This is a genomic window from Pseudomonas sp. W3I7, from assembly GCF_030816095.1.
Classification (GTDB): Bacteria; Pseudomonadota; Gammaproteobacteria; order Pseudomonadales; family Pseudomonadaceae; genus Aquipseudomonas; species Aquipseudomonas salomonii.
Genome location: NZ_JAUSXP010000001.1, coordinates 4,366,237 through 4,387,022, shown reverse-complemented (window position 1 = coordinate 4,387,022; position 20,786 = coordinate 4,366,237). Strand labels below are relative to the sequence as shown.

Here is a 20,786-nt window from a genome sequence, read left to right as displayed (position 1 = left end):
GCTACCCTCTTTTTTCCACGGATTTTGATTGGACACCATGAGCCAGACCGCGACGATTCTAGTCATTGATGACGAACCGCAGATCCGCAAATTCCTGCGTATCAGCCTGGCCTCCCAGGGCTACAAGGTGATCGAGGCCGGCACCGGCAACGAAGGCCTGGCCCAAGCGGCATTGAGCAAACCGGACTTGCTGGTGCTCGACCTTGGCCTGCCCGACATGGACGGCCAGCAAGTGTTGCGCGAGTTTCGCGAGTGGTCGACGGTGCCGGTATTGGTGCTGTCGGTGCGCGCCAGTGAAGTGCAAAAAGTCGAAGCCCTGGACAGCGGCGCCAATGACTACGTGACCAAGCCCTTTGGCATCCAGGAGTTTCTTGCGCGTGTACGCGCCTTGCTGCGCCAGGCGCCAGCCGGAGAGGCTCCGGAAGCGGCGCTGAGTTTCGGCCCGTTGACGGTGGACCTGGCCTATCGCCGGGTGCTGCTGGACGGTGTCGAGGTGGCCTTGACCCGCAAGGAGTACGCGGTGCTGGCGCAACTGGCACGGCATCCGGGGCGGGTGATCACTCAGCAGCAATTGCTTAAGGATATCTGGGGGCCGACCCATACCGAAGACAGCCATTACCTGCGCATCGTGGTGGGCCATCTGCGTCAGAAACTGGCGGATGATCCGACGCAGCCACGGTTTATCGTGACCGAGGCGGGTGTGGGGTATCGGTTGTTGAATGCCTGAATTTATCGGTGCCTGAACCGGCGCCTTCGCGAGCAAGCCCGCTCCCACATTCGATAGCGTTCCACCTTTGGAATGCCGACAAATGTGGGAGCGGGCTTGCTCGCGAAGAGGCCATCAGCCACACCCACACTTTCAACCCTGCTCACTCTCATACTTGTCCAAGGTATCACTGGCAATTTCCCGCCCCAACGCGATCAACTCCGGCGCCTTGTAAAACTCGAAAAACCGACACACCCGCTTCGGCACGTTGATCAGTACGTCCGGCGGGTAACCGGCGATTTTGTACTGGGCCAACGAGGTCTGCATCACTTCGAAACTCTGGTTGATCAGGTCCAGCAGTGACGCCGGCCCAACGTTATCGATGATGAACGAGCCGGTGGCAGATTTCGGCGCACCTTGTTTTTCCGGGGCCGCCGCAGGTTGCTGGGCTTCGGGTTCGGCCGACTCCAGCCACGGGTTGATTTCGGCAGCCTGGGACTGCAAGGCTTCCTGCTCCAGCTTCATCAATTGCTCGGCCTGTTTGCGCCGAAACGGCAGGTGCGAACCGAGTGATTTGGCCAGGCTGTTGAAGCGGCTTTTGAACGCAGGCGGGCGCTGGATCACCGGCAGGTGGTAGTGCTTCTGGTTGGTGGCGTTGAGGTTGACCGCGATGATCAAGTCGCAATGGCTCGACACCACCGGCACGATCGGCAGCGGGTTGAGCAGGCCGCCGTCCACCAGCATGCGGTTGCCTTGCATCACCGGCGTGAACAGGCTGGGGATCGCCGCCGAAGCGCGCATGGCCTGGTGCAGGCAGCCTTCCTGGAACCAGATTTCCTGTTGGTTGGTCAGGTCGGTGGCCACGGCGGTGTAGGGAATGCGCAGTTCTTCGATATTGATCTCGCCGACGATCTTGCGGATTTGCCCGAAGACTTTTTCGCCACGTATCGCCCCCAGGCGAAAGCTCACGTCCACCAGGCGCAGCACGTCCAGGTAGTCGAGGCTCTCGATCCAGTTGCGGTATTCGTCGAGCTTGCCGGCGGCGTAGATCCCGCCGACCACGGCGCCCATGGAGCAGCCGGCGATACAGGCGATGTCGTAGCCGCGCCGTTCGATTTCCTCGATCACGCCGATGTGGGCGTAACCGCGGGCGCCGCCGGAACCGAGCACCAAGGCAACACGTTTTTTCATGAGCTGATCCTTCGCAAAACAGTGGCCCACAATGCGCTTACCGGCCGAGGGCATCAAAATATTTTTCCAGAATAGCCATAACCCTCGGGTATGCTCTGGCGGTAGGCATTTCTGAGCAGGCACTTCTGAAAGCACGTTTGAATGGACACTTCTGATTTCAGGCTGCCCACAAGGCACTTTTCCTTGGAGGCAACGTCTACAGCCTACGACTGTTTTTCTATATTTGAGGTGTCATTGATGAAAGCCTGGATGTGTGTGCCTGTGATCGTGTTGGCCCTGGCCGGTTGTGCCGGCAAAACCGCATACCGCGACAGCTGTGGCACGCAATTGGATGCGGCCTGGCACGAGTTGGATTTGGCCAAGGCCGAAGGCTTTGCCGGCACCGTGAGCTACTCTAAGGCGTTGTCGCTGTTGACCGGCGCCAAGACCCAGCAGCAATTCGAAGCGTTTGAAGGCTGTTCCAACAAGGCCGAGAAAGCGCGCTTCTACATTCGTGAGTCGCGCGCCGGGCGTTGATCGGTGAGCGGTGCCTAGGGTTTCATCGTTAAGGGGGAAGGGATGTCAGCGCTGGTTGATCAGTTAGTCGCTCAGGTCATTGGCCTGGAAGTAGGGTTACTGAGCTGCCAGGCTCGCCTTGCCGCCGTCACCGACGATGAAGCCTTGCACGACCTGCGCACCACCGTACGACGCCTGCGCAGTTTGTTGCGCCCCTTGCGCGGGCTGCCGGGTGTCGAGCAGCTTGAATTGGCCGCCAGTACGGTCGGCCAATTGACCACGCCGCTGCGTGACCGCGAGGTGCTGGCGGCATACCTGCACCAGCACGGCTATCACGCGGCGGCCGACCGGCGCCTGCGCTTGCAGGCCGATGCTTATCGCCAGGTGGCGCAAAGCCCGGAGCTCGCGCATTTGCTGCTGATACTGGATGCCTTCCCGCGTTTTATCCGCGCCTCCCAACACCAGAAACTGCTCAAAGGCCTGCGCCCGCGCATCGAGAAGCGTTTGGCCAAGCAATGGCAGAAGCTCGATGACGCCCTCAAAGACCCGGATCATGACCGCCACCGTCTGCGCCTGCTGATCAAGCGCGTGCGCTACGCGGCCGAAGCCTACCCCGAACTGGACAAACTGCCTGCCAAGGCGATGCAACGCCTCAAGCAAGCGCAAGGCGCTCTCGGCGATTGGCACGATTGCTGGCAATGGCTGGCCCAGGCTGAACATCAACCCGACCTGCAGCCGTGTGTTGCGGTTTGGCAGCGCACCATGGCCAAGGCTGAAGGCCAGGCGGATCGGGTGCTGGACAAGCTCAGCGCGGATTGTTTCTAAACCGGTCCGGCTTTTGGCCGGAATAGGCGCTGTGCCTGGCCAGCCCGCTGGGTAAGATCCCGGCATCGGTTTTCTGGATGTGAGGTTGCCATGCGCTTTAGTGATTTGCTCGATGCCGCCCGTAACAACCCGCTGGAAGTGACCATCCCCGCCGAATGGGCCCAGGGCCGCGCGACGTTTGGTGGCCTGGTGGCTGCGTTGCAATACGAAGCCTTGCGCGCGAAAGTACCGTCGGATCGGCCTTTGCGTTCACTGGCCATCACCTTTGTCGGCCCGGTCGCCCCGGATGTACCCGCCAGTTACCAGGTCGAAGTGCTGCGCGAAGGCAAGGCGGTCAGCCAGTTACTCGGCCGTGTGGTGCAAAACGGCGAAGTGGCGACCTTGGTGCAAGCCAGCTTTGGCGCAGCCCGCGAGTCGGTCATTGAGGTGGCGAGCGAGCCGCCGCCGGTGTTCAAGCACTGGGATGAGTGCCAGGAACTGCCCTATATCAAGGGGGTTACCCCCGAATTCATGCGCCACCTGGCGATGCGCTGGAGTGTCGGCGGCCTGCCATTTACCGGTACTAAATCCCGCGACATGGGCGGTTGGGTGCGTTTGCGTGGGGACGTGAAGGAAGAGCCGCTGACCGAGTCGCATATTCTTGCTCTGGTCGACGCCTGGCCACCGGCCTTGCTGCCACACCTGACCAAGCCCGCGCCGGGCAGCACCTTGACCTGGACCATCGAGTTCATCCAGCCGCTGCAAAACCTGACCACCCTCGACTGGTGCCAGTACTACGTCAACATCGAGCACGCCCGCGACGGCTACGGCCATGCCGCTGCCGCGCTGTGGAGCCCGAGCGGCGAGTTGATCGCCATCAGCCGCCAGACCGTGGTGGTCTTCGCCTAGCCTCAGAAGTGCGGGCTGCCCTGGGCTTCCAGCGTGCGGCCGTGGCGTTGCAGCGCCACGCCCGCCAACAGGCCGACCACGCCGATGGCAAAACTGGCCAGGCTGAAGCTGAACACGCCTGACACCATCAACAGAAAACCAATGATCAACAAAGGCACGGCAAGCAGTTGCAGGCCCAGGTTGGTGGGGTGCTGGTGAGCCTGTGGCTGAGTGCGCCATTGCCAGGCGGGGAAGTTGGGGTGACGTTTGCCCATGATGATTAATCCTCTGTCCGTTGAAACAACATGGACAAAGTTTAGGTCGCAGGCACCTGGGACGGCGAATCAAGGCTCGCTATGGAGGTCATAGCCAGCCTTGTTTGGCTTATAGCTTCAATTGCCCGATCGCCTTGCTCAATTCCCCGGCCAAGGTCGCCAGCTCATTGCTGGTGGTGGCCGACTCCACAGTCTGCTGCACGGTGTTCTCGGTCACATCGCGAATGCTCACCACCGCGCGGTTCATCTCTTCGGCAACATGGCTCTGCTGTTCGGCGGCTACGGCAATCTGGGTGTTGCTCTCGCGCATCTGGGCCACGGCACTGGTGATTTCGGCCAGTGCGGCACCGGCATCCTGGGCTTGTTGCACACAGTCGTCGGCCTTGAACGAGCTTTCCTGCATGAAGTCCACCGCGTCTCGGGTGCCGGCTTGCAGCGCCGAGACCATGCGGGTGATTTCATCGGTGGAGCTTTGCACACGCTTGGCCAAGTTGCGTACTTCGTCGGCGACCACGGCAAAACCACGGCCCATTTCGCCGGCGCGGGCGGCCTCGATGGCGGCGTTGAGGGCGAGCAGGTTGGTTTGTTCGGCGATGCTGTGGATCACGCCGACCACCCCGTTGATTTTCTGACTGTCTTCGGCGAGTTTCTGGATCATTTCGGCCGTCTGCTGCACGCCGGTGGACAGGCCTGCGATAGAGCGTTGCACCCGGGTGACTACTTCCTGGCCGCTGCCGGCGAGGGTGTCGGCGGTCTGGGACAGGTCGCGGGTCGCGCCGGCATGCTGGGCGATATGGTAGACGGTGGCGGTCATCTCATTGATGGCGGTGGCCGCCTGGTCGGTTTCACTTTGCTGGCCGAGCATGCCGTGCTGCACCTCGTTCATGCTGCTGGCCAGGCGTGCGGCGCCATCGTCGAGTTGCTGGGCGGTGCGCGCCACGGTGCTGACCACGCGCTGATAACCGGCTTGCATGGCGTTGAAGGCGCTGGCCATCTGGCCCACCTCGTCCTTGCACGCCAGGGGCACGCGGGCCGACAGGTCGCCGGTCTTCTCCACGTGCAGCATCACGTCCTTGAGGGTGTTGAGTTGGCTGAGCAGGAAGCGGATCAGCAACTGTGAGGCCCCGAGCATCGCCAGCATCAGGATCAATACGGCCACGGCGTAGTTGGCGAAGCGTTCGCCGAAGACTTGGCTGAGGCTGCGGCCGTAGGCCAGCACAGCGATCTGTTGGCCATCGGCCCGTGTGAGGACTTCGGCACCGATCAGTGGGTGTTCCCCGAACAAGGGCATGTGATTGAGTTCGACCCAACCGCTGGCGGTACTCAAGGCGGACAGATCCTGATCAGCCAGCGCTGGGGTTTGGCCGCGGGCAAAGGTCAGCCAATGTTCATCTTTGGGTAATGGGGTGTTGGCCGGCCAGGCACCGAGTAGTCGCGCCTGGGCCTGCGCCGAGGCCCGCGACGCCTCGCTGCGGGCCTGTTGCTCGAGCTGCACGGCATACAGCACCAGCAGCAGGGTGGTGATGAAGGCGACCGCATTCACGGCCCAGAATTTGTATTTCAGCGAGATATTGCTAAGCCAGGCACCCATGGAAGGTTTTCTCTGATAGCGGAAACAGCATTGGCAAGGTGCCATTATTGTGCCGCTACTCAGGAAACCGTTTTTGACATGGGTCAATGCGCCGCATCAATCCACTTGGGGCAGCCCAAAAAACGCACGGGCGCAGGCGGTGCTGTGTTCGGCCAGGTCCTCCAGGGTTTCATTGCGATGCAGTGCCACTTCACGCAGCACTTCGGGTAAATAAGCCGGCTCATTGCGGCCATTTTTCGGCTTGGGCCGCAAGGTGCGCGGTAGCAAGTACGGCGCATCACTTTCCAGCATCAGGCGGCCACGGGGAATTTCCCTGACCAGCGGATGCAGGTGCGTCCCACGGCGCTCGTCGCAGATCCAGCCAGTGATGCCGATATGCAAGTCGAGGTCGAGGTAGCTGAACAGCGCCTGTTGTTCGCCGGTAAAGCAATGCACCACGGCGGCGGTCAGGTGGTCGCGGTAATCCTTGAGAATCTCCAGCAGGCGCTGGTTGGCGTCACGTTCGTGCAGGAACACCGGCAGTTTCAGCTCGACCGCCAGTGCCAGGTGCTCCTCGAGGACTTTTTCCTGCTGCGGGCGCGGGGAAAAGTCGCGGTTGAAGTCCAGCCCGCATTCGCCCACCGCACGCACGCGGCTTTCGCTGAGTAACCCGCGCAAACGCTGGGCGCTGTCGCCGTGCCAGTCACTGGCCGAGTGCGGGTGAATGCCGGCGGTGCTGAACAGGCGTTGGCCGCTTTCATCGAGTTTTACGCACAGTTCCAGCGCCTGTTCGCTGCCGTCGACGCTGGTGCCGGTGAGCACCAATTGATGCACGCCGGCGGCGTAGGCTCGGTCGAGAACGGCCTGGTGCCTCTCGTCGAAACTGGGGTTGGTCAGGTTGACGCCGATATCAATGAGTTGCATGGTGCTAGCTCCGCCTGCGGCCGGAAAGCATATCAGAGCTGTAGATTTATAAGAAAAACTAAGAACTACAACGCGTTATAGCTGTCTTTGAACGTCGCAAGTGACATTGTGGCTGGCCCATCGCCTGCCCCGACGCCACCGTTGCGTGCCTTGCCAGCGCTTGAAGCGCTCTGTTTCTGACCTCCAGCTTCTCGTCTTTCACGAGATGGCTGGCCAGTATTCTTTCCGGAGAGCGGATGATCCGACCCTCGGCGTTGCTTATGTTGTGCCTCACGTTACTGCTGCCCACGGCGGCGGTCGCGCGTCTCGACGGGCCGCTGGAGGTGACCAAGCCCGGCAAGGTCCGTGATTTGGCGCAGATCCGTTCCAGCCGCACCCTGCGTGTGCTGGTCAACCAGAGCCGTAACAGTTCCGGTGAGGTCCAGGGCCAGGCCATCGGGGTCGAATACCATCGTCTGCGAGCCTTCGAGCAATACCTGAACGGCCACGCCCGGGATGGAGAAGCCATCAACCTCAAGATCATTCCCAAGGCCAAGGACCAATTGCTTGGCGCGTTGGCCCGTGGCGAAGGCGACTTGGTGGCGCCGGGTGAATTGCTTGATGTGAAGGCCACGCACAAGATCAGCGCCAGCGACCCGATTGCCAGTGGTGTGCCGCTATGGCTGGTGGGCGTGAAGGGGGAGCGACGGTTTACCAAGCTGGAGCAATTGTCCGGGCGCACCCTGGCGTTGACCACCGGCAGTGCGGCGGCGGATGCGATCAGTCAGGTCAACCAGCAACTGGCGCTGCACAAGCGCCCGCCCGTGAAGGTGGAGTGGGTGGACCCGACGCTGGCCGTGGAGGACGTATTGGAGATGGTCCAGGCCGGGATCTTCCACCTCACCATCGTCGAAAAACCGATTGCCGAGCGCTGGTCAAAAATCCTGCCCAAGTTACGCTTTGATCGGCAGGTGGTCATCAGCGAACCGGGCGATGAATACTGGTTTGTGCGCCAGGATGCCTCGATGCTGCGGGCCAGTATCGATCGCTTCCTCAAGACTTATCGTACGCCGGCCGACCAGGACGTGGCGTTCCAGCGTATTTATCGACGTCTCTACCAGGTGCGCAATCCGCTGGCCCGCGCCGACCGCCAGCGTCTGGAGAAACTGCGTCCGGTGCTGCAAAAGCACGCCCGTGAGCAGGGCATGGACTGGCTGAACCTGGCCGCGCTGGCGTTCAAGGAGTCGGCCCTGGACCCTGGCGCGCGTAACAGCGGCGGGCCTACCGGCCTGATGCAGATCACGCCATCGGCGGCGCAGCGGGTGGGGGTGAACAATATCGAGAGCCTGGACAGCAATGTGCAGGCCGGTGCGCGCTACCTGGCGATGATCCGTCGCAAGTTCTTCGCCAGCCCCAAACTCAACGAGCGCGAGCGCATGGCCTTTGTGCTGGCGGCTTACAACATGGGGCCGGAGCGGGTCCAGGGTATGCGTGCAGAGGCTCGCCGGCGGGGCTTGAACCCCAATCAGTGGTTCTTCCAGGTCGAGCGTATTGCCATGGAGCAGGTGGGAATGGGCGGCGTCAGCTATGTTAATAGCGTGAACAAGTATTACTTGGCGTTTGATCGGGAGCGTGACTCCTTGGAGCCGTCGGCGCCGAAAATTGCCTCACGAAAATAATCGGTTTTATCGATAAGTATTAGGCGATTTTTGCGCTTTTATCATTGTCTGATCCGATTAATATAGCGGCCAACCAACCCCTACTTTGAAAAGGATTCTCACCATGAGCCCACTGATCACTCGCATTCTGTCCACTCGCGCCGGTTACGGCCTGACCATCCTGCGAATTTTTGTCGGCATCGTTTTCGCCGCCCACGGTTCGCAAAAACTGTTTGGCTGGTTTGGCGGCGGCGGTTTGGCCGGTACTGCGCAGTACATGGAAAGCCTCGGCCTGACCCCAGGCACGCTGATGGCGGTGTTGTCCGGCGGCACGGAGTTCTTCGCCGGCCTGGCCCTGATCATCGGCTTGCTGGCGCGCCCAGCGGCGTTGGGCCTGGCCTTCCTGTCGCTGGTGGCGATCTTCTCGGTGCATATCCATAACGGCCTGTTCATGGCCAACAACGGTTATGAGTTCGCCTTGGCCTTGCTCGGCGGTGCGCTGGCGGTGTTGTTCGAAGGCGCCGGCAAACTGTCCGTCGACCGTGCCATCGCCCACTGATCAGTCGCGTAACCCCCTGAAAAAGCCCGCCATGAGCGGGCTTTTTCATTGCTCGGGATTCTTGACATCGCCCCACCGGCTTCTCTAGGATGCTGCTCATGCGCCGATTTAAACAGCTAATTGCGGGGCGCCACTGGGACTCAATGCAGCCCGACAGAAGCATGCACTCATCACGAGTCAGGTTTCGAAATACCGCTAAAGCGCTGGTTCGGTGTTGCCTCTCACCTGCCCGCAGACTTTTGAGGCAGAGACACGACACGATGAATGCACTACGCCCCCTCATACGCCTGGCCCCGATCACTGCGGACCTGACTCAACGCAACCCCAAGATCCTGCTGGGTGGCAAGCATCAGCCGACCTTGTTGCGTTACCTCGACGGTTGGCCGCGCCGCACAGGGCGCCCTTCAGCGTTTCTGATCCAGTTTGTGGAAGATGGCGATTCCCTGGCACGATTTGCCAGCAACAGCTTTGATCTTGCCGTTATCCAGGCGCCCAGTGCGGGCGATGCCGAGGAAGTGATCCGCCAACTGACGCGCATCGCCCGGCAAGGGCTGATTGCGCGCCGTTGACGGCTGATCAGTGAACGACAGCCGCCGATCGACGCCGCCGGTGGTAGAGGAACACTGCACAGGCGATCAGGCATAACGGCAACGGCACCGCGCCGATCATCAATAACTTGAGATTGCGCTCCATTTGATTCACGGATGCATACGCCTGGACCTTGAGTGCCTGCAACTCCATGGGCAGGCGCAGGCGTTCCTTGTTGAGCGCCTGCAATTGGATCGTCGTATCCACCGCGCGGGTGCCGAAGCCGATACTCGGTGGATTCAAGCGCAGCCATTCCTGCTCGGTGTGCTCAAGCCGCCTTTGCAGTTCGCCGGCCTTTTGCGCATAAGCCCGCTCTGCAGCCTCGCGCAGTTGCTCCAGTGCGTGGGGAGAATCGCTGACCCTGCTACGCGGTTGAATGTTTGCGAGCACGTCGGGAGCCGCAAGGTTATCCAGGGTATTCAAGACAAACATCACGTTGCTATTGGGCGCAGAGTCGATCACAGCGTCCATCAACAAATCGGTATCGGCGACTACCACCACCTCGATATGCGCAGCCTTTTGCAGACCGGCACCTTGTTCGTCAACGCCATCTGGAAAGGCCGAGTAGGCGGGGCCTTCGAGGCGCGCCGCGATCATGTGGGGTTGCGTGGCAGCCGGTATCCCTTCAGCCAGTAAGTCGGCTGCAGACGTTGCTGCAAAGCGGCCTGAGTCCAGCAGGGTGGAGCGCCTGGAACTCTGCAACAGAGGCGTGAGCGTGGTGCGGCTTTTTCTCACGCGCGACAGCGCACCGCTGCTCGATACGATGACCGTATCCAGTTTCCAGACACTCACGTCGTTGGCGGCCATCGCGCGCCGAGGCAGGTTCAGCCTGGCCGGGTGCCGTACTGCTGGCGCGCCTGAACCAAAAGCGTGATCGATCAATAGTTTGTCCGCCGGCATCTGAATGCCCCAAGCCGCCAATAGCCCGTCCAGCTTTGTGTCGGCGGGCTTGGCGTTTGTCTCGGCCTCGCTCACCGGGTCAATAAAGAGCATCAGTTTGCCACCCCTCAATACAAACTGGTCAATCGCATACAGGGTTTGTTCCGGCAGGGCGCGCGGGTGCACAACCATCAGGGTTTGGATCGATTCGGGCACTGTCGGGGTGCTTGATGCCAGGCCTATCAAATCGAAATGCTGATGCATGTGTGCCAGCACTTGTTCGCCAGACGCGTTCAATGCCAACCCCGTCAATACGCCGACGGTGGGGGGCTCGGGGTGCATCAGTTGATGGATCAGATGGCTGATTTCGTACTCAAGCAAGGGCTCGTCATCCGGGCGCAGTACTTTGATACGTTGTGCGGGCTGGCCAGCGCGGGTGCCGATGAGGCCAAGAAAACCTTGCTTGTCGTCCAATCCGAACAGGCCGGCCTTGTAGGCATCCTCTGAATAAGGTGTCGGATCTATAACATGCAGGTTAATCATGCCCTTTGACGCTTTTTCGAACTCTTTGAGTAAATCTTCCACTCGTTTGCCATAGCGGTTTATTGCCTGGCTTCTTCTCGCGTCATTACTTGAGTTGAAGTAATACAGATCCAGTGGGTGTTCCAGCGTGGCAAGCAGTTGTCGCGCAGGGGACGATAAAGTGTGGATTTTCTGCTGTGAGAAGTCCCAGCGGATATTCGGTAGTTTGCCGACCCAGGCGAGATTAAATGCAAGGAAAAGCAGCAATATGACCAGTAGCGTCATACCTGTACTCAGAGTGGAACGCATCGTTTGCTTTCCTTCTCAACGGGTTTTGTAATTGAGCGTGACTGTGGATGCCGAGAGAAAGGCAAGGATCATGCTGATGTAGTACAAGCCGTCATGCAGTGTCAGTTTGCCGTTGTCGATAGCACCGAAGCGCGAAATCGGATTAATCGAGACCAGGCTGTCTATGACCCAGATCGGCGCCTGATGCTCAAGTGCGTCGAGAACCGATAAAAGTCCGCTGGCTGCCAGTAACATCACTACCGTTATAAGGAACACAGCCAAGCGTTGATGGATCAGGGTAGAAGTAAAACATCCGACAGAAAGATAGGCGCCAGCCAGCAACCAACTGGCTAGAAACTGTGAAGAGATAACACCGTTGTCGGCGGTGCCGAGGTAGTTGGCGAGGATCACCAGTGGGAACGTCAGCAACAATGCGATACCGCACACGACCCACGCAGCCAGAAACTTTCCGATAACCCGCTCTGCGCCGGTGATAGGCAGGGTTTTCAGCATGTCGCGCATGCCGGCGTGGTGTTCGTCCGACCACAAGTGTGTCGACAACATGGGAATCAGCAGCAGGTAGAGCCAAGGGTGCAATTGGAAAAACACCTGTAGGTCGCCACTGTCCTGTTCCAGCCACTTGCTTGTATACAACCCCAGGGCGGCGCACAACACCAGAAACGCGGCAATACCCAGGTACGTGCTGGGTGTACAGGCATAACTGGCGAGTTGGCGCTTGAAAATGACAGGCAGCAGTTTCAAAGGGTGACCTCGTGGCTCAGATGCTGAACGACTTCGTTCAGGCGACCTGGCTCCAGATTCAGTGACGTTATGTTCCAGCCGCGGCTGGCGATAAGTGCGTTGATATGGGGGTAGATGGCGTGCCCGGGCATGGCCAGGACGGTCACGGTGCCGGGTGCATGCCGGTCCTCTTCTATACCTGCCACGCCGGGTAATACGGCAAGGGCGAGTAAATCCAGGGGTGTTTCTGCGGCCAGCGTCACGGCTCGGTAATGCCGGGAGTTGCGCTGCAAGTCGGGCAGTGGGGTATCTGCCACAAGGTGCCCGCCGGCAATAACCAGGGCGCGCGTGCAAAGGCCGGTCAGGTGATCGCAGTGCCGGGAGGCAATGATGACGGCCATGTCTTCGCTCAGCGTCTGGATAAGTGCCTTGAACCTGAGCAGTTGATCCGGTGTGAGCCCCTCGGTCGGCTCATCCAGCAACAGCAGGCCGGGGCCGTGCAGGATCGCCTGGGCGATGGCTACTCTGCGTTTCAAGCCGATCGAAAGCGCGGCAATCGGTGTATCGAGCACCCGTGACAGCTCCAGGCGCATGGCAGCCCGATCGACACGGCTACGTTTTTCGGCACCGCTGAAGCCGCGTACGGCGGCAATGAAATTGAGCACGCCTTTGACCGACAGTGTCTGATGGCTGAGGCCGCCCTGGAGCTGATAACCAAGGTTTTGTTGCGCCTGCAGTGGCTGCGTCTGAGTGTCGAAGCCCTGGACAGTCACATGCCCCGCAGAAGGTTTGGCGAACCCGGCTATCACGTTCAGTAGAGTGGTCTTGCCTGCGCCATTCTCCCCGAACAGGCCTATGCATTCCTGGCGTTGGGCACAAAACGAGACATTAGTGATGATGTTTCTTTTACCCAAACGCTTTGTCAGGCTGCTTATCTCGAGCATCTTTTTACCGAATAAGTTTTGCGAGGCGTAGGAACTTGTACCGTCATGCACGGTAAGCGCCGAGAAAGATACGTTTAATCATTGGACTTGGGAACAAGGGGACATGTTTATCAGATAATTCCTACGCCGAATCAGATAACTTGCTGAAACAATTACGTTGTTCCGAGGCTTGTTAACGGCCAGGTGTTTATCTGGCGTTCATATAAGGTTTACTCTTTTGCCATAAGGCCTGAATATCATGATGCTTCTTCGCACGCTTGTTCTTGAACGCAGCGGTCAGGACACGCCGATCAACGGTGCATTACTTTGCGGATTTGCCGTTGCACAGACCGATTCAAACTTTCTGGTCTATAGCCTGGATGAAGAGACCGAACCTGGTAACTCCAGGGTCTATATCGCGGCGCTCCGCAAAAAACTCGAGCGGTATTTCCTGAGTGGGGTCGAGTCCAAGGAAGATTTGCAAGTTGCCATGCAAGTGTTCAAGCAAATCCTGATGGCGGCGGCAGCATCCGGAACCAAGACCGGCACTGTTAGCGAATCTTCGATCCCTTTCCATTTTATTGATTTGAAGGGCTGCAAGTTGCCGCCCGCCAGACCGGAAGATCATCATTCAATGATCATCAAGAAGGCCCTGGTCATGAAGGTTATTACGCTGGGCATGTCTGCGCCCGCACTGCCGGCCATCGAAAGTGCTTCGTTGATCGTGCCTTCGATTCGCTTCTCATCGCAGATGATTTCCCCGCCCAGGCCCACGAACCCAGCCAACTCCGCTGAGTCTCCGGTTTCCGAGCCGCTCAAGGCACAACCGCTGGCGGCACCCGTCGCGATTGCTCAGGAGCAGGCATTGGAGCCAGAACCAAAGCCAGAACCAGAACCAGAACCAGAACCAGAACTAAAGGCGGAACCAAAGGCGGAACCAAAACCGGAGCCGGAACCGGTTCCGGTCGAGCTCAGTGCGCCCCCGGTTCAGGTTGAGCCAGCCGCGCCTGCACCGCGCCCACCTGCCCCCCAGATGGAACATGCCTCGTTGCTCGAGGTCGACAGCACGCTGACCAGCCTGGCCAAGGTCGCCCAAGAGCTGTCACAGCAGCAGCAAGCGACAATCGAGCGAGAGCAGATGCTTGAGCAGTGGCAAACCCGACTCGAACAGGAGCAATGCGAGTTGGAGGAAAGGAACCGAGAGTTGCAGCAGCACACAATGCAGTTGCAGGCGCGAAACCTTGAGGTTGGCCAGAAGGCTGAGAAATTGACGCTGGCGCTTTCGCATGTATCAGGGATACGCGAGCGTCTGCAAGGTGTGCTGCTGGAGCTGGATCAAGCATTGGATGGTCACGCGTGAAGCCGATGTGTTCTGCGGTCTGGCTACTTTTCAGGGTTCATTTATCATCAACCCCAGCCGGCCGGCGCCAGGGCATGCTGCCTTGGCGTATCGGCACCATTGGACATTGTCTGGGGATGCACGCGTTTGAGTACCAAGCTGATTACCAAAGAAGGTCATGAGGCGCTGAAAAAAGAGCTGGATTACCTGTGGCGTGAAAAACGCCCGTATACCACGCGCAAGGTGACCTGGGCGGCGTCTCTCGGAGATCGCAGCGAGAACGCGGATTACCAGTACAACAAGAAACTGCTGCGTGAGATTGATCGGCGGGTGCGTTACCTGCGCAAGCGCCTGGAAGATATGCGGGTGGTGGAGTACATGCCCGAGCAGGAGGGCAAGGTGTTTTTCGGCGCCTGGGTCGATATCGAAAATGAGCAGGGCGAGACCAAGCGGTTTCGGATCGTTGGCTATGACGAAATTTACGAGCGCATGGATTACATCTCCATCGACTCACCCATGGCACGGGCGCTGCTGCGCAAGGAGGTCGACGATGAGGCCATTGTGCAGACGCCGACCGGCGAGGTGTGCTGGTGGATTACCGGTATCGAATATGTGAAATAAACGCTGGCCGGCACGCCGTCGGGCGTGCTGGCCACCGCTGGTTTCAACCTTCGCGCAATACCGTCAACGGGCTGGCATTCAGCGCGCGCCGTGTACCGAAGACGCCGGCGCCACCGATGAGCACGGCGCCGATCACCGGCAGCAGCAGCAGCCACGCATGCGGATGCCAGGCCAGGTCAAAGGCGTAGCGGTACAGCACCCAGGTCACCAACTCGGTGCCCAGGGCTGCCAGCAGGCCACTGACCGCGCCGAGCAAGCCGAACTCGATGCGTCGCGCCTTGACCAGCAATTTGCGCTCGGCCCCTAGGGCACGCAATAGCGCGCCTTGGCGAATCCGCTCATCCAGGGTGGCCTGCAGGCCCGAAAACAACACGGCCATGCCCGCCGCCAGCACAAACAGCAACACGTACTCCACCGCCAGGGTCACCTGGGCGAGGATGCTGCGCAACTGCTCCAGCAAGGCTTCGACCTGCAGGATGGTGACGGCCGGGAAGGCCCGGGACAGGTCGACGATCTGCTGGTCATGCCCCGGCGCCAGGTAGAAGCTGGTCAGGTAAGTGGCGGGCAGGTCCTTCAAAGTGCCCGGCTGGAAAATCATGAAGAAGTTGGGCTGGAAGTTGTCCCAGTTGATGGTCCGCAGGCTCGTGACCCGTGCTTCGCGGTTCTCGCCACCGACGGTGAACACCAAGTGGTCATCGAGCTTCAGCTTCAGGCTTTCAGCGACCTTGGCTTCTACCGACACCCCTGGGATGCCATCGCCCGGCTGCTGTGACCACCAAGCGCCTGCGGTGAGGAGGTTGCCCGGTGGCAGGTCGGCCGCCCAGGTCAGGCTCAGGTCACGCTGTACGGCGCGGTCACCGCTGGAATCCTTGCTGACAATCTCCTGCACCGGCTCGCCATTGATGCTGATCAAGCGGCCCGGCACCACCGGGTACAGCGGCGCCGCTTGCGCTTGCAACTCCAGCAGGCGGGCGCCAAAAGCGTCTTTGTCGGCCGGCAGGATGTTCAGGGCGAAATAATTGGGGGCATCCTTGGGTAGCTGGTTTTGCCAGGTGTCGAGCAATTCGCCGCGCAGCAGGGCGATCAAGCCCATGGACAACAGGATCAAGCCAAACGCCAGGGACTGCCCGGCCGCTGCCAATGGATGGCGCAGCAACTGGCCCAGGCCCAGGCGCCAGGGCAGGGAAGCGCGGGCCAATAAACGACGCAGGCTTTGCAATAACAACAGCAGTAAACCACCCAGAATCAGCGCCGCCATCACGCCACCGCCGAGCAAAGCGAAGGTCAGCACCAGGTCGAGGCTCAGGCGCCACATGATCAGGCCAAGCGCGAACAACGCAGCGCCATAGACCATCCAGGTGCTGGAAGGGATCGGCAGCATGTCGCGTCGTAATACCCGCAGCGGCGGCACCCGGCCCAACGCTGCCAGTGGCGGCAACGCGAAGCCGGCGAGGGCGACCAGCCCGGTGCCGATGCCCGCCACTGCCGGCAGCAACCCGCCGGGCGGCACGTCGGCCGGCAGCAAGTCATGCAGGAAATAGAACAGGCCAAATTGCGCCAACCAGCCGAGCACGGCGCCGGTGAGGCTGGCCAACAGGCCCAGTACGCTCAATTGCAGGCTGAACAGCAGCATCGTTTCGCGGCGTGACAAGCCAAGGCAGCGCAACAGTGCGCTGGCGTCGAAACGGCGGCTGGCGAAGCGGTTGGCCGACAGCGCCACGGCCACGCCGGCCAGCAGCACTGCCACCAGGCTGGCCATGTTCAGGTAACGCTCGGCCTTGCCCAGGGCGCCGCCGATCTGCTGGTTGCCGTCACGCGAATCCTGCAGGCGCTGGTTGGCGGCAAGGCCCGGCTTGACCAGGTCGCGATAGGTTTGCAGCGCCGTGCTGCCCTGGGGCGCACGCCATAGTTCGCGATAGCTCACGCGGCTGCCGGGTTGCACCACGCCGGTGGCATCCAGGTCGGCGAGGTTGATCATCACGCGCGGCGTGAGGCTGTAGAAGTTACCGGCGCGGTCGGGCTCGTAGGTCAGGATATGCGTCAGGCGCAGGGTCTTCATGCCCACGTCGATGCTATCGCCGACTTTGAGGTCCAGCGCGGTCAGCAGCCGGGCCTCTACCCAGGCTTCGCCGGGTTTGGGGCCGCCTCCCGCCGTTTCTGCGCCGAACGGCTGCGTGGCGCTTTTGAGTTCGCCGCGCAACGGGTACTGCTCGTTGACCGCCTTGATGCTGGAGAGCTGGATGCCATTATCGGTAGTGATAACGCTGGAGAACTCAACAATGCGCGCGTGATCCAGGCCCAGCTCTGTGCCTGACCTGATTTGCTCGGGGCGGGCCGGCGAGCTGCCTTCAAGCACCAGGTCGGCACCGAGGAATTCGGTGGCCCGCAACAGCATGGCGCCGTTCAGGCGTGCACCGAAGTAGCCGATGGCGGTACTGGCCGTAACCGCCACCAGCAGGGCAAAAAACAACACGCGCAATTCGCCGGCGCGGGCGTCGCGCAACAATTGACGCATGGCAAGGCTGAACAGGCGCAACAGCGGCAAACGTGCCATCAAGGCTCCAGGGGCGCGACCATCAGGCCGGCTTCAAGACGGATCAGGCGTCGGCAACGGTGGGCCAGGCGCTCGTCATGGGTGACCAGCACCAGGGTCGTGCCGCTTTCTTTGTTGAGTTCGAACAGCAGGTCGCTGATGCGCTCGCCGGTGTGGCTGTCGAGGTTGCCGGTGGGTTCATCGGCAAACAGCACATCCGGTTCGGCGGCGAAGGCCCGGGCGATGGCGACACGCTGTTGCTCGCCACCGGAAAGCTGGCGCGGCGAGTGGGTCAGGCGTTGGCCCAGGCCCACCCGCTGCAGCAGGTGGGTGGCGCGTTCGCGGGCGTCTTTGCGGCCGTCCAGTTCCAGCGGCAACATGACGTTTTCCAGCGCGTTGAGGCTGTCGAGCAGTTGGAATGACTGGAAGACAAACCCCACGTGCTCGGCGCGTATGCGTGCGCGCTGGTCTTCGTCGAGGGTGCTCAAGGCTTGCCCGGCCAGGGTGACTTCACCGCTGCTGGGCAGATCGAGGCCGGCCAGCAGGCCGAGGAGGGTGGATTTGCCGGAACCGGAGCTGCCGACGATAGCCAGGCTATCGCCCTTGTTCAGTTCCAGGCTCAGTTCGTGCAGGATAGTCAGTTCACCTTCCGCGCTGGGAACCACTTTGCTAAGGTTCCGCGCGGTGAGAATGCTTGCGCCCATGGAGAATCCGATGCGAATGTGGTTTTTGAGTGCTGGCCTGGCCTTGATGTGCATGGCCCAGAACGCAGCGGCGGGTACAGTCCTGATCGTTGGCGATAGTATCAGTGCCGGTTTCGGGCTGGATACCAGCAAAGGGTGGGTAGCGTTGCTGGGACAACGGCTCAAGAGCGAAGGTTTCGACGATAAAGTGGTCAACGCTTCCATCAGCGGCGACACCAGTGCCGGAGGCCTGGCGCGGCTGCCGGCGGCGCTTGCAGAGCATAAACCGGATGTGGTGATTCTCGAGTTGGGCGGCAATGACGGCCTGCGTGGGCAGCCGCCAGCGCAATTGAAACAAAATCTTGCGTCGATGATTGACCAGTCCAAGGCCGGTGGCGCCAAGGTGCTGTTGCTGGGGATGCAGTTACCGCCTAACTACGGCCCGAAATACACCACTGCGTTTGCTGAGGTCTACGCTGCGTTGGCCAAGGAAAAAAACATCCCGTTGGTGCCGTTTTTCCTTGAAGGCGTGGGCGGTCATCCCGAGTTGATGCAAGCCGACCTGGTTCACCCGGCAGTCGGTGCACAGGGCAAGTTGCTGGAAAATGTCTGGCCGACGCTAAAACCGCTGCTATGACGCTTTTCTACCGGCAGGCTTTCGGCTAAGGTGGCGCCCCCCCGATCTGGAGCCCCCGATGTCGCGCCCTGCCTGGTCCCTGTTCAACTACCAACTGATCGAGCCTGACGAGCAGCTGGATCTGTTCGCCTGCCAGGAAGTCCGGGTGCATCTGGTTGCGCGTCAACTGGAGTTGGGTGGCTCGATCGACCGCACGCTCTGCGGCACGTTATTGCCGGCGCAACCGCGCTGGTCATCGGTGGATCGTGCTATTTTTCAGGACCAGCGCCTGTGCCCGCTGTGCCGGGCGATTCTCGAATCGCAAAAGCGTGGCACGCCGCTGATCTGGCCCGAGCTGCGCTTCGAGTAGCAGCGGGGCAGGGTGATGCCTGGATCGCGCTTCACGTATACAATCAGTGTTTTCCTACCCGTCGTTCTGCGAAGGATTTTCCGGATGTTGTCGCGCCTTTCCGTCGTTACCTGCTGCCTGTCTCTTGCTGCCCTGTGTGCAGCCGGTTCGGCGTCAGCCTTGCAGTTGCCCTTGCCGCCGCCGGGTGAAGACATCGTCGGTCAGGTCCAGGTGATCAAGGCCAAGTACGAAGACACCTTCGCCGACCTGGGCACCACCTATGACCTGGGCTATTCGGAAATGGTCGCGGCCAACCCCGGCGTGGATGCCTGGTTGCCGGGTGCGGGTACCGAGATAGTGCTGCCCACGCGGTTCATCCTGCCGCCCGGCCCGCGCGAAGGTATCGTGATCAACCTGGCGGAATACCGGCTCTATTACTATCCAAAGGGCCAGAACGTGGTGTACACCTTCCCGTTGGGCATTGGCCGTGAGGGCTGGGGTTCACCGGTCGCGCACACCACCATCACCGGCAAGATCCCCAACCCGACCTGGACTCCGCCTGCGTCCATCAAAGCCGAGCACGCCGCCAATGGCGACCCGCTGCCCAATGTGGTGCCGGCCGGGCCGGATAACCCGCTGGGGCCATTCAAGTTCACCTTGGGCACGCCGGGTTACCTGATCCACGGTTCGAACATGAAATTTGGTATCGGCACGCGTACAAGCCACGGCTGCTTCCGCATGTTCAACAATAACGTGCTGGAGATGGCCGACATGGTGCCGGTCGGCACATCGGTGCGCATCATCAACGATGCCTACAAGTTCGGCAGCAGTGGCGGCAAGGTCTATCTTGAGGCGCATACGCCGTTGAACGACGATGGCACGCCTTCGGTAGTCGACAAACACACCGCCGTTATCAATGCCCTGCTCAAGCGCGAAGACCTGGCCAACAACTTGCGCGTCAATTGGGATCAGGTGCGTGACGTGGTGGCCGCCGAAGATGGCCTGCCCACCGAGATTGGCGTACCGGGTGCCAACACGCCGGTGGTGTCGAGCACGCCAGTCGATCTGCAGCAATAAGCCTGTTCGATCACAAGCCCGCCCAGGCCTTGCGCTGCGGCGGGCTTTTTATTGCGCCGGATTCAGGGCTGAATGCCGGGCAATAAAAAAGCCGATCCAAGAATGGATCGGCTTGATAACAACCCCGAAGGATTATTACTTGCGGCTTGCTTTTTCAAGCATGCGCAGAGCGCGCTCGTTAGCTTCGTCAGCAGTCTGTTGTGCTTTTTGAGCAGCAGCCAGCGCTTCATCAGCTTTACGGTAGGCTTCGTCTGCACGAGCCTGGGAGCGAGCTGCTGCGTCTTCAGTTGCAGTCAGACGAGCTTCGGTTTCTTTGGAGACGCTGCTGCAACCGGTAGCCAGAACTGCGGCCAGAGCCAGAGCAGAGAATTTCAGAACGTTGTTCATCGTGTTCCCCTTCAAGGACTTTCTATTAAATGGCTACTTTCTCAGGGTGAGCTGATAGCCGGCGTACATACTACTCATTACTTGTAGTAAGTAAACTGACGTAGCGCAAGAAGCAAAAAAAATTCTTGTGCCGTATCTATTTTGGCTAATCTTTTGGAGGTTTGTATAAAAACTGCCCAGAAATTTTCATT

The 20,786-nt window shown here is 60.3% G+C and carries 21 protein-coding genes and 1 pseudogene; 12 read left to right on the top strand and 10 right to left on the bottom strand.

Annotated elements, in window-relative coordinates:
* Positions 1–37 precede the first annotated feature (37 nt).
* Positions 38–727, top strand: a complete 690-nt coding sequence (locus QF043_RS20225) for a response regulator (RefSeq protein ID WP_307419943.1) — start codon at positions 38–40, stop codon at positions 725–727.
* 132 nt (positions 728–859) lie between these two features.
* On the opposite strand, the gene QF043_RS20220 is transcribed toward QF043_RS20225, so the two are convergent.
* A complete protein-coding gene (locus QF043_RS20220) occupies positions 860–1,897 on the bottom strand; it encodes a patatin-like phospholipase family protein (RefSeq protein WP_099549110.1) in 1,038 nt (345 codons plus the stop codon).
* Between the two features lie 237 nt (positions 1,898–2,134).
* Between QF043_RS20220 and QF043_RS20215 the strand changes: the two genes are divergently transcribed.
* The 3 genes from QF043_RS20215 to QF043_RS20205 all read left to right on the top strand — a co-directional run bounded on the left by QF043_RS20215 (position 2,135) and on the right by QF043_RS20205 (position 4,105).
* On the top strand, positions 2,135–2,413 hold the full coding sequence (locus QF043_RS20215) for a hypothetical protein (protein ID WP_010176194.1): 279 nt from the start codon (positions 2,135–2,137) through the stop codon (positions 2,411–2,413).
* Between the two features lie 42 nt (positions 2,414–2,455).
* Entirely contained in the window at positions 2,456–3,217 is a 762-nt protein-coding gene (locus tag QF043_RS20210; protein ID WP_307419942.1) for a CHAD domain-containing protein, read from the top strand.
* Positions 3,218–3,307: 90 nt separating this feature from the next.
* Entirely contained in the window at positions 3,308–4,105 is a 798-nt protein-coding gene (locus QF043_RS20205) for an acyl-CoA thioesterase II (RefSeq protein WP_307419941.1), read from the top strand.
* Positions 4,106–4,110: 5 nt separating this feature from the next.
* On the opposite strand, the pseudogene QF043_RS20200 reads toward QF043_RS20205, so the two are convergent.
* From QF043_RS20200 to QF043_RS20190, 3 genes and pseudogenes are all read right to left on the bottom strand, one after another.
* Positions 4,111–4,359: pseudogene (locus tag QF043_RS20200) on the bottom strand (terminase); the annotation flags it as partial.
* Between the two features lie 109 nt (positions 4,360–4,468).
* Complete coding sequence (locus QF043_RS20195) at positions 4,469–5,950, bottom strand: methyl-accepting chemotaxis protein (RefSeq protein ID WP_307419940.1); 1,482 nt, start codon at positions 5,948–5,950, stop codon at positions 4,469–4,471.
* Between the two features lie 96 nt (positions 5,951–6,046).
* Entirely contained in the window at positions 6,047–6,853 is an 807-nt protein-coding gene (locus QF043_RS20190) for a TatD family hydrolase (protein WP_307419939.1), read from the bottom strand.
* Between the two features lie 236 nt (positions 6,854–7,089).
* Between QF043_RS20190 and QF043_RS20185 the strand changes: the two genes are divergently transcribed.
* The 3 genes from QF043_RS20185 (at position 7,090) to QF043_RS20175 (ending at position 9,618) form a co-directional block, all read left to right on the top strand.
* The gene (locus QF043_RS20185; protein ID WP_307419938.1) at positions 7,090–8,511 is read left to right on the top strand and encodes a transglycosylase SLT domain-containing protein; all 1,422 of its coding nucleotides are present in this window, start codon (positions 7,090–7,092) and stop codon (positions 8,509–8,511) included.
* A 103-nt stretch (positions 8,512–8,614) separates the two neighbouring features.
* On the top strand, positions 8,615–9,049 hold the full coding sequence (locus QF043_RS20180; RefSeq protein WP_056857202.1) for a DoxX family protein: 435 nt from the start codon (positions 8,615–8,617) through the stop codon (positions 9,047–9,049).
* Between the two features lie 260 nt (positions 9,050–9,309).
* The gene (locus QF043_RS20175; RefSeq protein WP_056857201.1) at positions 9,310–9,618 is read left to right on the top strand and encodes a hypothetical protein; all 309 of its coding nucleotides are present in this window, start codon (positions 9,310–9,312) and stop codon (positions 9,616–9,618) included.
* A gap of 7 nt (positions 9,619–9,625) precedes the next feature.
* Here QF043_RS20175 and QF043_RS20170 read toward each other — a convergent pair whose 3' ends face one another.
* The 3 genes from QF043_RS20170 to QF043_RS20160 are packed head-to-tail and all read right to left on the bottom strand — an operon-like array spanning position 9,626 to position 13,011.
* Positions 9,626–11,347 (bottom strand): Gldg family protein, encoded by a 1,722-nt coding sequence (locus QF043_RS20170; protein WP_307419937.1) that lies wholly within the window; start codon positions 11,345–11,347, stop codon positions 9,626–9,628.
* A 15-nt stretch (positions 11,348–11,362) separates the two neighbouring features.
* Entirely contained in the window at positions 11,363–12,088 is a 726-nt protein-coding gene (locus tag QF043_RS20165; RefSeq protein WP_307419935.1) for an ABC-2 transporter permease, read from the bottom strand.
* Positions 12,085–13,011: an ABC transporter ATP-binding protein gene (locus QF043_RS20160; RefSeq protein ID WP_307421454.1), complete on the bottom strand. Its 927-nt coding sequence runs from the start codon at positions 13,009–13,011 to the stop codon at positions 12,085–12,087. Before QF043_RS20160 ends, QF043_RS20165 begins: the two co-directional genes overlap by 4 nt.
* Before the next feature lie 238 nt (positions 13,012–13,249).
* On the opposite strand from QF043_RS20160, the gene QF043_RS20155 reads away from it, so the two are divergent.
* Both QF043_RS20155 and greB read left to right on the top strand, forming a co-directional pair.
* Positions 13,250–14,350 carry a hypothetical protein gene (locus QF043_RS20155; protein WP_307419934.1) on the top strand — a complete coding sequence of 367 codons (1,101 nt, stop codon included), beginning with the start codon at positions 13,250–13,252 and terminating at the stop codon, positions 14,348–14,350.
* Positions 14,351–14,476: 126 nt separating this feature from the next.
* Positions 14,477–14,950: a transcription elongation factor GreB gene (gene greB, locus QF043_RS20150; RefSeq protein WP_307419933.1), complete on the top strand. Its 474-nt coding sequence runs from the start codon at positions 14,477–14,479 to the stop codon at positions 14,948–14,950.
* Positions 14,951–14,993: 43 nt separating this feature from the next.
* Here the strand turns inward: greB and QF043_RS20145 are convergent, their stop codons facing one another.
* Both QF043_RS20145 and QF043_RS20140 read right to left on the bottom strand, forming a co-directional pair.
* On the bottom strand, positions 14,994–17,504 hold the full coding sequence (locus QF043_RS20145; protein ID WP_307419932.1) for an ABC transporter permease: 2,511 nt from the start codon (positions 17,502–17,504) through the stop codon (positions 14,994–14,996).
* Positions 17,504–18,187, bottom strand: coding sequence for an ABC transporter ATP-binding protein (locus QF043_RS20140; RefSeq protein WP_058422833.1), 684 nt, complete (start codon positions 18,185–18,187; stop codon positions 17,504–17,506). The genes QF043_RS20145 and QF043_RS20140 overlap by 1 nt, the downstream gene beginning before the upstream one ends.
* A 10-nt stretch (positions 18,188–18,197) precedes the next feature.
* Between QF043_RS20140 and QF043_RS20135 the strand changes: the two genes are divergently transcribed.
* The 3 genes from QF043_RS20135 (at position 18,198) to QF043_RS20125 (ending at position 20,208) form a co-directional block, all read left to right on the top strand.
* Positions 18,198–18,803 (top strand): arylesterase, encoded by a 606-nt coding sequence (locus QF043_RS20135; RefSeq protein WP_307419931.1) that lies wholly within the window; start codon positions 18,198–18,200, stop codon positions 18,801–18,803.
* A gap of 58 nt (positions 18,804–18,861) precedes the next feature.
* On the top strand, positions 18,862–19,152 hold the full coding sequence (locus QF043_RS20130; protein ID WP_017136142.1) for a hypothetical protein: 291 nt from the start codon (positions 18,862–18,864) through the stop codon (positions 19,150–19,152).
* An 84-nt stretch (positions 19,153–19,236) separates the two neighbouring features.
* The gene (locus QF043_RS20125; RefSeq protein WP_219268071.1) at positions 19,237–20,208 is read left to right on the top strand and encodes a L,D-transpeptidase family protein; all 972 of its coding nucleotides are present in this window, start codon (positions 19,237–19,239) and stop codon (positions 20,206–20,208) included.
* Positions 20,209–20,343: 135 nt separating this feature from the next.
* Here QF043_RS20125 and oprI read toward each other — a convergent pair whose 3' ends face one another.
* Positions 20,344–20,595, bottom strand: coding sequence for an outer membrane lipoprotei OprI (gene oprI, locus QF043_RS20120; RefSeq protein WP_003172710.1), 252 nt, complete (start codon positions 20,593–20,595; stop codon positions 20,344–20,346).
* Between the last annotated feature and the right edge of the window lie 191 nt (positions 20,596–20,786).

Bases quoted from the DNA above. Each gene is read 5' to 3' on its own strand.
- QF043_RS20225 (WP_307419943.1), top strand. From the start codon at position 38: ATGAGCCAGACCGCGACGATTCTAGTCATTGATGACGAACCGCAGATC.
- QF043_RS20220 (WP_099549110.1), bottom strand. From the start codon at position 1,897: ATGAAAAAACGTGTTGCCTTGGTGCTCGGTTCCGGCGGCGCCCGCGGT.
- QF043_RS20215 (WP_010176194.1), top strand. From the start codon at position 2,135: ATGAAAGCCTGGATGTGTGTGCCTGTGATCGTGTTGGCCCTGGCCGGT.
- QF043_RS20210 (WP_307419942.1), top strand. From the start codon at position 2,456: ATGTCAGCGCTGGTTGATCAGTTAGTCGCTCAGGTCATTGGCCTGGAA.
- QF043_RS20205 (WP_307419941.1), top strand. From the start codon at position 3,308: ATGCGCTTTAGTGATTTGCTCGATGCCGCCCGTAACAACCCGCTGGAA.
- QF043_RS20195 (WP_307419940.1), bottom strand. From the start codon at position 5,950: ATGGGTGCCTGGCTTAGCAATATCTCGCTGAAATACAAATTCTGGGCC.
- QF043_RS20190 (WP_307419939.1), bottom strand. From the start codon at position 6,853: ATGCAACTCATTGATATCGGCGTCAACCTGACCAACCCCAGTTTCGAC.
- QF043_RS20185 (WP_307419938.1), top strand. From the start codon at position 7,090: ATGATCCGACCCTCGGCGTTGCTTATGTTGTGCCTCACGTTACTGCTG.
- QF043_RS20180 (WP_056857202.1), top strand. From the start codon at position 8,615: ATGAGCCCACTGATCACTCGCATTCTGTCCACTCGCGCCGGTTACGGC.
- QF043_RS20175 (WP_056857201.1), top strand. From the start codon at position 9,310: ATGAATGCACTACGCCCCCTCATACGCCTGGCCCCGATCACTGCGGAC.
- QF043_RS20170 (WP_307419937.1), bottom strand. From the start codon at position 11,347: ATGCGTTCCACTCTGAGTACAGGTATGACGCTACTGGTCATATTGCTG.
- QF043_RS20160 (WP_307421454.1), bottom strand. From the start codon at position 13,011: ATGCTCGAGATAAGCAGCCTGACAAAGCGTTTGGGTAAAAGAAACATC.
- QF043_RS20155 (WP_307419934.1), top strand. From the start codon at position 13,250: ATGATGCTTCTTCGCACGCTTGTTCTTGAACGCAGCGGTCAGGACACG.
- QF043_RS20145 (WP_307419932.1), bottom strand. From the start codon at position 17,504: ATGGCACGTTTGCCGCTGTTGCGCCTGTTCAGCCTTGCCATGCGTCAA.
- QF043_RS20140 (WP_058422833.1), bottom strand. From the start codon at position 18,187: ATGGGCGCAAGCATTCTCACCGCGCGGAACCTTAGCAAAGTGGTTCCC.
- QF043_RS20135 (WP_307419931.1), top strand. From the start codon at position 18,198: ATGCGAATGTGGTTTTTGAGTGCTGGCCTGGCCTTGATGTGCATGGCC.
- QF043_RS20130 (WP_017136142.1), top strand. From the start codon at position 18,862: ATGTCGCGCCCTGCCTGGTCCCTGTTCAACTACCAACTGATCGAGCCT.
- QF043_RS20125 (WP_219268071.1), top strand. From the start codon at position 19,237: ATGTTGTCGCGCCTTTCCGTCGTTACCTGCTGCCTGTCTCTTGCTGCC.
- oprI (WP_003172710.1), bottom strand. From the start codon at position 20,595: ATGAACAACGTTCTGAAATTCTCTGCTCTGGCTCTGGCCGCAGTTCTG.